Origin of the sequence: Romboutsia lituseburensis (assembly GCF_024723825.1) — a bacterium.
GTDB lineage: Bacteria > Bacillota > Clostridia > Peptostreptococcales > Peptostreptococcaceae > Romboutsia_F > Romboutsia_F lituseburensis_A.
Genome location: NZ_JANQBQ010000001.1, coordinates 614,358 through 627,304, shown reverse-complemented (window position 1 = coordinate 627,304; position 12,947 = coordinate 614,358). Strand labels below are relative to the sequence as shown.

General features: G+C 26.4%; 11 protein-coding genes. 10 read left to right on the top strand and 1 reads right to left on the bottom strand.

Annotated features, from left to right (window positions below; genetic code table 11):
• Positions 1 to 73: 73 nt before the first annotated feature.
• The 7 genes from NWE74_RS03065 to NWE74_RS03035 all read left to right on the top strand — a co-directional run bounded on the left by NWE74_RS03065 (position 74) and on the right by NWE74_RS03035 (position 7,823).
• Positions 74 to 1,279 (top strand): hypothetical protein, encoded by a 1,206-nt coding sequence (locus tag NWE74_RS03065; RefSeq protein ID WP_258241771.1) that lies wholly within the window; start codon positions 74 to 76, stop codon positions 1,277 to 1,279.
• A 390-nt stretch (positions 1,280 to 1,669) separates the two neighbouring features.
• On the top strand, positions 1,670 to 2,215 hold the full coding sequence (locus NWE74_RS03060; protein WP_258241770.1) for a DUF5986 family protein: 546 nt from the start codon (positions 1,670 to 1,672) through the stop codon (positions 2,213 to 2,215).
• A gap of 668 nt (positions 2,216 to 2,883) precedes the next feature.
• Positions 2,884 to 3,093, top strand: a complete 210-nt coding sequence (locus NWE74_RS03055; RefSeq protein WP_258241769.1) for a DEAD/DEAH box helicase family protein — start codon at positions 2,884 to 2,886, stop codon at positions 3,091 to 3,093.
• Between the two features lie 100 nt (positions 3,094 to 3,193).
• A complete protein-coding gene (locus NWE74_RS03050) occupies positions 3,194 to 5,557 on the top strand; it encodes an AAA family ATPase (RefSeq protein ID WP_309137269.1) in 2,364 nt (787 codons plus the stop codon).
• A 4-nt stretch (positions 5,558 to 5,561) separates the two neighbouring features.
• Entirely contained in the window at positions 5,562 to 6,824 is a 1,263-nt protein-coding gene (locus tag NWE74_RS03045) for an McrC family protein (protein WP_258241768.1), read from the top strand.
• Positions 6,825 to 7,044: 220 nt separating this feature from the next.
• Complete coding sequence (locus NWE74_RS03040) at positions 7,045 to 7,218, top strand: hypothetical protein (RefSeq protein WP_258241767.1); 174 nt, start codon at positions 7,045 to 7,047, stop codon at positions 7,216 to 7,218.
• Positions 7,218 to 7,823 carry a Fic/DOC family protein gene (locus tag NWE74_RS03035; protein WP_258241766.1) on the top strand — a complete coding sequence of 202 codons (606 nt, stop codon included), beginning with the start codon at positions 7,218 to 7,220 and terminating at the stop codon, positions 7,821 to 7,823. Before NWE74_RS03040 ends, NWE74_RS03035 begins: the two co-directional genes overlap by 1 nt.
• A gap of 243 nt (positions 7,824 to 8,066) precedes the next feature.
• Here the strand turns inward: NWE74_RS03035 and NWE74_RS03030 are convergent, their stop codons facing one another.
• On the bottom strand, positions 8,067 to 8,459 hold the full coding sequence (locus tag NWE74_RS03030; RefSeq protein WP_258241765.1) for a (deoxy)nucleoside triphosphate pyrophosphohydrolase: 393 nt from the start codon (positions 8,457 to 8,459) through the stop codon (positions 8,067 to 8,069).
• Positions 8,460 to 8,715: 256 nt separating this feature from the next.
• On the opposite strand from NWE74_RS03030, the gene NWE74_RS03025 reads away from it, so the two are divergent.
• The 3 genes from NWE74_RS03025 to NWE74_RS03015 all read left to right on the top strand — a co-directional run bounded on the left by NWE74_RS03025 (position 8,716) and on the right by NWE74_RS03015 (position 12,930).
• Complete coding sequence (locus tag NWE74_RS03025) at positions 8,716 to 8,949, top strand: hypothetical protein (RefSeq protein ID WP_258241764.1); 234 nt, start codon at positions 8,716 to 8,718, stop codon at positions 8,947 to 8,949.
• Positions 8,950 to 9,029: 80 nt separating this feature from the next.
• Positions 9,030 to 12,074, top strand: coding sequence for a DEAD/DEAH box helicase family protein (locus tag NWE74_RS03020; protein WP_258241763.1), 3,045 nt, complete (start codon positions 9,030 to 9,032; stop codon positions 12,072 to 12,074).
• A 337-nt stretch (positions 12,075 to 12,411) separates the two neighbouring features.
• Complete coding sequence (locus NWE74_RS03015) at positions 12,412 to 12,930, top strand: FmdE family protein (RefSeq protein ID WP_258241762.1); 519 nt, start codon at positions 12,412 to 12,414, stop codon at positions 12,928 to 12,930.
• Positions 12,931 to 12,947: the final 17 nt, after the last annotated feature.

The following is a 12,947-nucleotide window of genomic DNA, read 5'->3' as shown; positions in this document are numbered from 1 at the left end:
TATTATATTTTGTGAAATTTGTAGTCTTGATTTTAAAGAAGAGATAAAAATAGTTAATAACTAAGGGGGATCTATGTTACATTTAACATTAAGAACCGTAAAGTATATACGTAATGAATTTGAAAAGAATTTATATAAATATTCTACTGAAACTTATAATATTAATGAGTTTGAAAAGGTAGTTATATTGGAAGATAGTTTAGCTTTATATATAGGAATACAAAAAGAAGACTTTTGTGTTTGTGAAAATGTAAAAGAAAAATATGGGTGGACTAAAGATTGCGAATTTATGGATATGCCAGAAAAAGGTAAAGATTATTATATTTTATTTATAGAGGAGTTAACCTACAATAATTTAGGATTTAAATATAATCATAGAGGTTTTATTCGTGATATGGAATCATTTACAGGAATAAATTATCTTGGTTTAGATGTTACTTATACAAAATTTAAAGGATATTCTAGAGCATATTGGTGTCAAGAGGAGAAAACATTTGTTGAAAAAATAAATGAATTAGTTCCAGAAGCTAAATTAAAAGAGAGATATAAATCATGGGAAGGTATAAAGTATAATTTCATAGTACTAGAAATAGAAGATGTGAATGGAAATATAGAATATGGAGTGGCTTACACTACTCAAAATCCTCATACTTATATAAATTCAAGATGTAAAAAAATTCTAAAACAAGGTGCTTATAATAGCCTTGGGGATATTCGCCAAGGTAATTTGAAATTTGAAAAAGCATTTGAGTTATGGAAAGGGAAAACTAGAAAATATAGATTAGAAAATCATTTTAGGTATTTTTACTTAAGTAAATATTTTAGGGAAAAAGATAATGTATGGAGGTATGCTGATAAGATACTTGAAAGAGCCTACAAAGATGAATATACACATAAAGAAAAAAGTACATATCTAAAACCTATTAATAAGTGGATTTCAGAAGAGTTGGTATATAATTTAACTAAAAAACTATACAAAGACTATAATGTTATTTATCAGCATAGACCGTTCTTTTTAAAAGGTCCTACTGGAGGTCAAATGTCTTATGATGTATTTATATCAGGGTTAAATATAGCTATAGAATATCAAGGTAAGCAACACTTTGAGGCTGTAGAATTTTTTGGTGGAGAAGAAGGCTATAGAAAAACTGTAGAAAGAGATAAATTAAAAAAACAATTAAGTGATAAATATGGAATTAAACTTGTATATATAAATTATTGGGAAGAGATAAATTTAAAACTTATTGATGAAAAAATTAGTAATAGGAAATGTAATTAGATAGTTACTTAGCATATATGTAGAGTAATATTGTAATATTAAGAATAGAACAATTAAGAGATGTGGCTAAGTTTAGTATCATACATCTTTTTATAATAAACACATATACTAGGAGTTTATTGTTAGGAATAATTATAATATCTATTAGAAACATATTTAACTTTGTCATAATATACATATCTATTTTGATAACCAATTTTGAGATTAAAGAATTTATTATAAATATTAATGATATAAAATATATATTATTTTAGAAAGGCATAGAAATTAATAGAATTAGAAGAGTTTTGGATAATACTTACAATATTGCTTAAAGTTATATGTACAAGTAACATATTTACCTCAATCTTAATATAATAAATATACTAAAATTAATAGGGGGGCTAAAATATGGATAAAATGCAACTTGACATACAGCTTATAACAAAAAGTGTAAAAAAAGTATATGATAAAGATATGATAGAATTTCATAAACATTATAATTTAACGACTAGAAATGGTGACCCAGGTATGAGGTGGGATTTTATAAATACTAATATAGAAGAAAATTTTAAAGAAGAGATTTATAAAACATTATTAGTTAAAAGGGGGTATTGGAACCAGATAGTTATATATAATATCCATGATAAAAGATTATATTTTGTTATGAGAGAAAATAGATATAAAGATGTTAAAAAAGATAAGAAAAGAAAAAAATTACATTTAATACAGATATTGGGGTCAGTAAATGAAAAAGATAAAAGTGAGGCCTCTATAATTCTTAAACAAAAGCTACCAGAGTATGTTTCTAAAGCTAAGGAATATGTATTAATAACTTATGAGTATAATGAAAATAATGGTAAGTGTGATTTTATAGGTAGAAAAATAACATCTAAATTTAAATGTAATTATAAGAAAGAATGGAATAGTGATTTGGATTTAGAAAAAGCAAATTAAATATAATTAAATTTTTTCAAAATTTGAAGTATTATTATAAATGGAAACCTAAAATAGATATAGCGTAGAATAATAAGATATGTATAAAAAATATTATGCTAATTAATTTAGATTTTATTAAGTTAGATTTAACTATAGAATAAGTTTATATACTCATAAGTAAGCTATCTTCCAAGAGGCTATAATTTTTTTCAGAAATACCTAAAAATTTAGACGCAGATCTTTTATTTAAATTATTTTCTAACCTACATCTAATGAGCTCTCTAAAAGTTTTAGGGGGCTTTTCTAATACCTAAAAATAATATAAAATTTTAATAGGAGTAAAATATTTTTACTTAAAAACCCAAGGAAAAATCAAATGATAAATTCAAATAAACTGATAACAAACACACAAAACCAAAACCTGCTAAATGAACTACAAAAAAGCTTAAAAGAATGTAAATCATTCTATTTCAGCGTAGCCTTTATAAATTTTAGCGGACTGCAACTACTACTAGGCACACTAAAACAACTAGAAGAAAAGTGCGTACTAAAATAATAACATCAACATACCTAAACTTCACAGACCCAAAAGCACTAGATAAAATAAGAAGATTTTATAAAGCAACTTAAAAGTATAAATAAAACTAACAATCTTATATTTGAAAATCTAAAAACAATAACACCAAATGATAGATGAAGCTCACAACGCTGCTAGTAATACTTATTTAAATGTACTTAACTATTTTACGCCTAAATTTACACTAGGTATTACAGCTACTCCAAAGCGTAGTGATAACAATAATATATTTGATTTATTTGACAACAATTTAGCCCTAGAAGTTATTTATTTAATAAATTTACTTATGTACAATGACAATAAAAAGAAAATATTATAATCATTATTAGTATTTGAGATCAGAGATATAGAAATTTGATATTTGATGATATAATTATACTTAAAGAAGATTAACAAATAACTATAGAGGAGATATTGTAATGGAGGACATAAGCTACAAAATATGGGGAGATTTTTATCAAGAGTTTGCAAATAAAATACTACAATATAAAAATAATAGAAAAGATCTAATTACAATTATTAGAAAGGTTTATGACAATGTTAATATTAAATTACCAACACTTGAAAAAGACAATAATATTGTAGACATAGATCCTTTTACTGTTTTTGGATTGTTTAATAAAGGTATAAAAGATGAAAATAGAACTATTATTATAACTGAATTTGCAAAGCTTCTAAATATAAATTTAGAAGTGCCAACTGATTTTTCAGGTATACCTGTACTTAATAATATGTCTTCAACTTTTTATAAATTTGAGGGATATAGAAAAGAAGAGGATATTGATAACTTATGGAAAGTATTTGAATATGCAATCAAATATGATGAAAATCCAAATGATGAAGATGAAGTAAATTTAATTAATTACTACGACAAAACCATAGCACAAAAGGGTGTAAAATGGAAGTTAAGTATGGGATTATTTTGGATAAGACCTTATAGATATATTAATCTTGATGAACAAAACAGAACATTTATTTGTAATGAGAAAAATAATTTGAATTCAGTAAAATTAATATTCCCAAATATTGAAAAAGGACATGTTCCAAATGGTGAGCAGTATATAGCTATATCAAATGAGTGTAAAAGGCTTGTTGAGAGTGGTAATTATAAATTTAAGAATTTTATTGAGATGTCTCATTGTTCTTGGTCTGATAAATCAAATAATCTACCAGAAGATTATATTGTAGATACAAAAGAGGAGGAGGATGCAAAAGTGAGTAGCAGAAATAATCAGATATCAAAAAATACAATATTATATGGTCCTCCAGGTACAGGAAAAACTTATAATGTTTGCAACAAAGCTTTAGAGATAATAGACCGTGAAAAATACAAAGATATCATAGATAATCCTTTAAAGAGAGACGAAGTAGTTAAAGCATTTAACAAACTAAAAGAAGATGGACTTATTGGATTTTGTACATTCCATCAATCATATTCATACGAAGACTTTGTAGAAGGCCTAAGAAGTGATCGTAATGGAGGATTTGAGCCTAAGGATGGTATATTTAAACAATTATGTGAAAGTGCATCAGTAAAAGCTCAGACAGAGCTACCAAAATATGAATTTGACCAAAATCAAATATCAGTACACAAAATGTCTTTAGGTGATACTAGCAGCAAAGAAGATAACATATATGAATACTGTATAAAAAACAATTGTATATCTCTAGGATGGGGAGAAAATATAGATTACTCAAATTGTAATGATAGAGAATCTATAAAGCAAATATTTAAAGAAAAATTTCCAGAATCTAGTGACAATAGTTTTGATATAAATGCTATAAATAGATTCAAACATATAATCCAAGAAGGTGATTTAGTAATAATATCACAAGGAAACCACAAAGCAAGAGCTATAGGTAAAATTACAGGGGACTATTACTACGATTCTAATACAGAAATTAGATATAATCATTTTAGAAAAGTAGAATGGCTTTATAACGGAGAAGCAATAGATGTAAAAAGAATACTAAAGGATAAAGTATTTTCTCAACAATCAATATATACGTTCTACAATGAAGATTTAAAGTTTGATAATATAAAAGAGCTTATATCAGAAAAGCCCATAGAAAATAAAGCTAAAAATTACGTACTTATAATAGATGAAATAAACAGGGGTAATATATCTAAAATATTTGGAGAGTTTATAACGCTTATAGAAGAAGATAAAAGAATCGGTGAGAGAAATGAATTAAAAGTAACTCTTCCATATTCTAATGAATCTTTTGGTGTGCCAAATAATTTATACATAATAGGAACGATGAATACAGCGGATAGATCAATAGCATTACTTGATACTGCACTTAGAAGAAGGTTTGATTTTGTAGAGTATATGCCTAATGAAGAATTACTTTCAAAAGATGTAGAAGGAATAAACGTGTCTAAGTTATTAAAAACTATAAATGATAGAATTGAGTTTTTACTTGATAGAGATCATACAATAGGACATGCATATTTTATAAAAGAGAATTTAACTTTTGAAGACCTCGTATCTATTATGAAAAATAAGATTATTCCTCTACTTCAAGAGTATTTCTATGATGATTTTGAAAAAATAGAAATGGTTTTAGGTGGTAGCGGTAAAATTAAAAATAATGATTATTTACTAAATAAAACAACTATTAAAGCAAGTAGTTTATTTAAAACGAATCAAACTTTTATGTATCCAGATCAAGTTAAATATAGTGTAGTAGAAAAGCCTAGTAGAGAAGCTTTCATAAGAATATATGATGATATAAAAGATGAAGCTTTAGATAATACAAATACATTAGATGGAGAATAGTTTTATGAGGCATATAACTATTTATGAGTGTTATGATAAGCTTAAAATTACAAATGGAGGATCTAATAGATCCATAAGTGTTAAAGAAGCTGATGAGTTAAATCGATACATAGAAAGACAAAAGCTAGATAATAGAAATATTATATGGTCAAGAGATGATGTATTATTTATAAATTATGTTGGTTTTATAAAGTTATCTACGGTATCTATAGAGATATTACCTAAAGTAAATATAAATAGCAGTGATCATGAAGGTAGTAGAAAATCATTACTTAATATGTTAAGTAAAAGTGGGATAATAAATTTTAATTATTCAAATTTAGGAATGTTAAGTGTGTATAAAATGGACTTAAATGAAATACTGGCCTTAATATTTGCTAAAACTCTTCAAAGTCAATTAACAAGAGGACCATACTTAGAGTATATTAATGTAGAAGAAAATAGCAAGGCTCTAAAGGGAAGTTTATTAGTTAAAGAACATATTAAAAATATATCTAGATGTAGTAGTGATGTATTTTGTAGGTTTGAAGAATTTTCTATAGATAATACATTAAATCAGATATTTAACACTTGTATAAGAAAGACTATAAAAAATGTAAAAAACTCGGAAACTTTAAAGATTCTAAGTCATATAAATGTTATATTTTCTGAAGTATCATATATTGATATAAATAATAAGAAATTATTAGATTATAAGTTTAGTAGGCTAAATTCTAGATTTGAGCCAAGTTTATTATTAGCTAAGATGCTTTTAAATGGATATTCATCTATTGGAAATAAAGGTGATGATAAGTCTTTTGCTATATTATTTGAAATGAATGATGTTTATGAAAGATATATAACTAATTTGCTTAGGCTAAATTTAGATAAATACGAAGTTCATTCTCAGCATAGTAAGTATAAACTACTTAAGAATGAAAAAACTGATAGAGATATATTTTTACTTCAGCCAGATATCGTTATAGAGGTTGAAGGTAAGGAAAAGTTAATTATAGACACTAAGTGGAAAAAGATTGATGGAAGTTTAAATAGGCATGGTGTAAAGAGAGATGATTTTTATCAGATGTATGCTTATTTAACTAGATATGAAGATGTAAAAAGTGCTATTTTGTTATATCCTAGTAGCAGTGATTGTAGTAGTGAGTATTTAGAGTCTTGGTATCTAGAGCATAATAAGAATAAGAAGATAAGGGTATATGCAGTAAGCCTTTATGATGAAGTAAAGACATTAGAGACTCTTAAGAATATAGTTGAAAATAATATTTAAAAGTAATTTTACTTAAAATAGATAGATTCTCGAATTCAACCTTACAGAAATTCTAATTTAGAAATGTGGCATAAAATAAAATATAAATACAATGAATATAGGACATGAATTTATAATGAAATAGGGTAAATTATTTCTATATGGTTTGTAGCAGAGTTATTATGGATATGATATAATTAATAAAACATTAAAATTGTATATAGAAAGGGTGAAGATGATTATGAGCAAAGAAGATAGAATTATAGAGAATACAAATGCGACTATGTCAATGGAAAATATGCCCTTATTACAAGAAGATAAAGAGCGCATAAGAGAATGCCTGGAAGGTAAAGTTTCATTTCAAGAAGCCATAGACAAGCTTGTAAAAAAGTATACACATAAATTGGTAAATTAATGGAAGATAAATATTATTATGAATATGAAGCTGATAGTCACTATTGTTATCCAGGGACATATGTATTGAAGAATAAGCTTAATATTAGAGATGAAAATGAGCTAAAATCAGCAGAAAGAAGTATAACTTCTTTGAGAACAGCTCAATTTATGCAAAATCCTATAGATGGAAAATTGGACTTTGATTATCTAAAAAGTATCCATAAATTTATTTTTGGTGATATATATGAATGGGCAGGTACAACAAGAACTGTAAATATTTCAAAAGGAAATCAATTTTGCCTATGTGAATTTATTGAAGAGCAAATGATTTCAATAATGAGAAGGCTTGAAAAGGAAAATTATTTAGAGAACTTATCAATTAAGAAATTAGCTGATAGATTAGCTTATTATATTGGTGAAATTAATGCAATTCATCCTTTTCGTGAAGGTAATGGAAGAAGTCAGAGAATGTTTATAGAGTGTATTGCATTACATAATGGACTTCAATTAGATTTTGCAAAAATTAGTAATGAAGAGATGCTTAAAGCTAGTGTAGAAACATTCAATCTAGAGTATGAATTTATGAGTGAAATTTTATTAAGAGCACTGAGTATAAAGGAATAAAGTATTTGTAACATTCTTTAATGCCCAAGAAATTAGATGAAAGAAAAAATATACAAATCAAAAAATATTTAATTAATAAAATACAAAAAAGATAGTTGATATTATATAAAATCAACTATCTTTTTTATATACTAAGGCATTATAAATTATTCGGTTTGTGAATAATTTATAATGCCAACTGCTAGGCTTGAGCAACGGACCTGGTTTTATGTCGTTGGCGACAGGAGCGAAGCGACTTTTTTATTACTCAGATATTAACTTATTTACCGCAGGAATATCAGCAGGAGCCCATTTTAAAGACTCAAGATTCTCACGTCTAAACCATATAAGCTCAGAATGCTCATTAGAAGTTGGAATCCCCTCAACAATTTTACATCTGATACAGATAAGATTAACTATAACATTTTCGTATTCATGAGTATTATCATGGAAAACATCTAAAGCTTTAACTTTACAATCTAGTTCTTCCATTATTTCACGTTCAATAGCATCATTAAGAGATTCTCCACTTTCAACCTTACCACCAGGAAACTCCCACATATTTGGAAGTGTCATTTGAGGAGATCTTAGTGCACACAAAACTTCATTATATTCATTTTCTATAATACCAGCAACTACTTTTAATTTTTTTTTCATAAGATTCACCTCGTTGTTATTTATATATAATTATACAATAGGTTTAGAAATGATTAAATATGTAATATAATTTAATTATGATTAAAGTGATAGCCTCAAATGTAGCAAAATGGATAAGATTGCAACTGAGCTTGTATGTTAGGTATTAGAGTTGAAAATGCAAATTATTTGCTATGGTGAGGATATGCTTTGACGGGATCAGGAGCTATAAAGATGTAGAACATGTTAAAATAAAAAGATATGGGGGAGAGATAATATGAATGAATTTGAAGAATATTTAAGATCATTAGGAACATTAAGTGAAAAATCTATTAAGGATGATATGTCTAGGATAAATATAATGAAAAATAGAAATATTGATTATACAAAGGGAGAAGAGTATGTAAAAGTAAAGTTTGAAAAGACTAATTTATCTGAAAGTACTATAAAGAGTTGTTTAAGGTTATGTAGAAGGTATCAAGATTGTAAGAAAATAAATAATATAAAGTAATAATTTTACTATATATACAACTAATAGGGGAAAATGGTAAAATTTAATTGTTAGGATTGGAATATGAAAGGTGGAGTAAAATGAGTGGCGAAGTAAATAAATATAGTTTTTCAGGTAAAATAGAAGTGTCAGATTCTAGTATATCTAGAAGCTTATACATACATCAAAAAGAAGCTATAAAAGAATTAACAAATCAAAGTGAGAAAGATATTTTTAAATCTTTATTAGTTATACCAACAGGTGGAGGGAAAACTTTTACCACAGTTTATTGGGTACTAAAAGAAATGATAAATAATAATAAGAAGGTATTATGGCTAGCACATAGGCATGAACTTCTAAATCAGACATTAAATACTGCAGCTAATACAGCTTACAAAGATGTATTACCAAATATAGATAAGTTTACATATAGGATAATATCTGGATCATCAGAACATGATAATCCAGTAAATATAACAAAAGAAGATGACTTCATAATAGCAAGTAAAGATAGCCTAAACTACAATAAAGAATATTTACAAAAGTGGCTAGATAATAATAAAGATAATGTGTGTCTAGTAATTGATGAAGCACATCATGCTACTGCTAAGACGTATAGAAATATAATAAATATGGTAGAAAAATCATGCAAAAACAATCTGAAAGTAATAGGACTTACTGCAACTCCAACAAGGACAAGTGAAAAGGAAAAAGGGCTATTAGGAAAAATATTTACAGATGGTATTTGCTACAGCGTAGATTTAAAAACTCTTGTAAATAATGGTATATTATCAAAACCAGAGTTTATAGATTTGAAAACAGATTATAAAATGGATAGAGAACTTAATAGTTATGAGCTGAATGCGCTTAGAAGATTTCAAAATTTACCAGATTCAATAGCTAAGCAAATAGCTCTTAATAAAGAAAGAAATAATTTTATAGTAGATCACTACATAAATAATAAAAGTAAATATGGAAAATGTTTAGTATTCGCTGTAAATATAGATCATGCAATTGCACTTAATGCACTATTTATAAAGAAGGGGATAAAAAGTGATTATGTTGTATCAAGTATAAAAGATGGTTACACTGGTGTTACCATAAGTGCTCAGGAGAATGAAAAAAAGATTTTAGACTTTAGAAATGATAAACTAGATATATTAATAAATGTAAATATACTGACAGAAGGCACGGATATACCTAATGTAGAGACCGTATTTTTAACAAGACAAACAACTTCATCTATACTTATGAATCAGATGATAGGTAGAGGACTTAGAGGGAAAAGTGCTGGTGGAACAGAGAATGCATATATAGTAAGTTTTATAGATGATTGGAAATATAGAATAAACTGGGTTAGTCCAAAGAGATTATTAAACTATGGTGAATTTGATGAAAAAGAGATAGATAGAAAAAGATCTTTAGGTAATACTTTAGTACCTATAAAAATGATAGAAGAATTTGCAAAACTTATGGATTCATCTATTGAAAAGAAATGGGTAGGAAAAGACTATATGGAGTTAGTTCCAATCGGTTCGTATTGTTTTAATATTTTCGATGAAGAAAATGATATAGATAAAAATTGTGAAGTATTGGTTTTTGATAATTTAAAAAATCCGTATGAGCAGTTAATAGAGGATTTAGAGTATATTTTTAGAAAGTTCAATGTAAATGAAGAAGGTATAGATGAACCTAAAATAGACTCTATTTATAATCACATATTGGATGAGATATTTGAAGGGTACGATTTAGATTTAGGATTTAATGAAGAGGATATAAAAGATATTATAATGTATTATGAGTTAGCTGGTGAAAAACTTGAGCTTATAGAGTTTGAAGGAAGAGAAGAATTTAATATAGCTAATTTAGTAGATGATATTTTAGATAAAAGGTTAAATAGATTTGAAGAAGCTGAGTACATAAAAAATAAATGGGAAGACAAATCTTTAGGTTGGAGTATATATTTTAATGATGAATTTTTATTATTTAACAGTGAAATAGATCGAGAAATGAGAAATAGATTTATAAAAGAAAGTCATAAAAAACCAAAATTTACCCCAGATCATATAGATTATACAAAATTAAGTTTATATCAAATAAAGAAATTAAATCCTAAGAGATGGAGAGAAATAAATGATGAAGTATATGATAACTATAGAGATGAGGAAGGGTATTATGTAAGTGCAAGTGGAAAGTATAGAAGTAAAAAAACTAGATATTTCCAAATAGATCATATAGTACCGATATCTAAAGGCGGTCTTACAATAGTTGAAAATTTACAACTATTAACTAGATGGGAAAATGCTATAAAAGGAAATACCGTTGGAGTGGAATTTGAACAGTTAGATGAGGATTATCAAAATGAAGCATTGCTAGAGTGTTGCAATAATGGAGATTTTGATAAAGTTTCAAATATTATTAAAACTATGCTAGATTATAATCCAAAGTCTTTAGCTGCCTTAAATATGAAAGCTAAGATACAGCTAGAAAAGGAAAGTTATACAAGTGCAATAAAAATAGCAAATCAAGTGCTAAAACTTGATGAAGATAATGAATATGCAATGTGTACTAAAGCACACTGCTATCGTAGACAAGGCAAGCCACATAAAGCTATAGAGTTGTATGAAAAAATTATTGATATTTATGGTGAGTATGAGCATATATATGTATATCTAGGTGATTGCTATTATGAATTAAGAAAGTATAATATAGCTATAAATCAGTATCACAATGCACTTGAAATTAATGATAATAGATATGATGCAAATTTTGCATTAGGATGGATCTATTCAAGAAATAGAAGGTATGAGTTATCTAATAAATATTATTTAAGAGCAGCACAGATAGATAGTGAATGTTCTTCTTCGTTGAATAATATAGGTCTTAATTATTTTAAATTAGGTGAGTATGAAAAAGCATTAGAATACTATGAAAAAGCTTTAGAGTTAGATCCAGATGAAAGAATATATATAAATAATAAAGCTGATGTACTTGAAAAATTAAATGAAACATTAGGAGATATAGGAATACAAGTAATAGAAGATATTGAAGAAATAGATGATGAGGATTTAGATGATATAGAATGGGAAGAAGATATAGTTTATGATGAGATGGATATTGATGAGTTTGAAGAATTTAATATTTAATTAAATAAGATTAGAGTCAATAACTTCAGAATAATAAAAAATTGTAAAAAGGTTAGACAAAATACGTCTAACCTTTTTTGTATCATATTATTATAATAAAAATAGGTGGATATATATGGAATTTAATAAAGTAGATAGAGTACTTAAGATTTATGTGCTTATATATTAATTAAATTGTAGATACAATAAATAAATTGACATAATATAGAAAATAATGTACTATAATATAGAAAATAAAATATTAAATAAAAATTTAAACCATGAAGGTTTACACTAGCGATAGCTCTATCTATTGCTATAGGTGTACCTCATGGTTTTTTTGTTGGGGGTATAAGGTATGAAAACTTGGGAGGAAGTAATTAAATTTCACGGACATGAATGTCCAGGCTTAGCAATAGGATATGCTGTATCAAAAGCTGCTAAAGAATACTTAGAGCTAGATTTTTCACAGGATGAAGAAATCGTTTGCGTATCAGAAAATGATGCATGTGGATTAGACGCAATACAAGTGATGCTTGGATGCACTGTAGGAAAAGGTAACTTATTAATAAGACTTAGAGGGAAGAGTGTATATCATTTTTATAACAGAAAGAACAATAAGTCAGTTAGAATGTGTTTAAAACCAAAGAACAATGCTTTATCTAGGGAAGAATACAAAAATTACTTAATAAATTCTAATCCAATGGAATTATTTGATTTTTCAGAGTCAAATATAGAGCTTCCAGAAAAAGCCAGAATATTCTTATCAGAAGTTTGTGAAATATGTGGAGAAAAATCATCTGAACAATTTACAAGACTTCAAGAGGGTAAAAAAGTTTGTTTAGATTGTTATAGTGATTACAAAAGATTCTTTTAATAAATTTATAGACAATA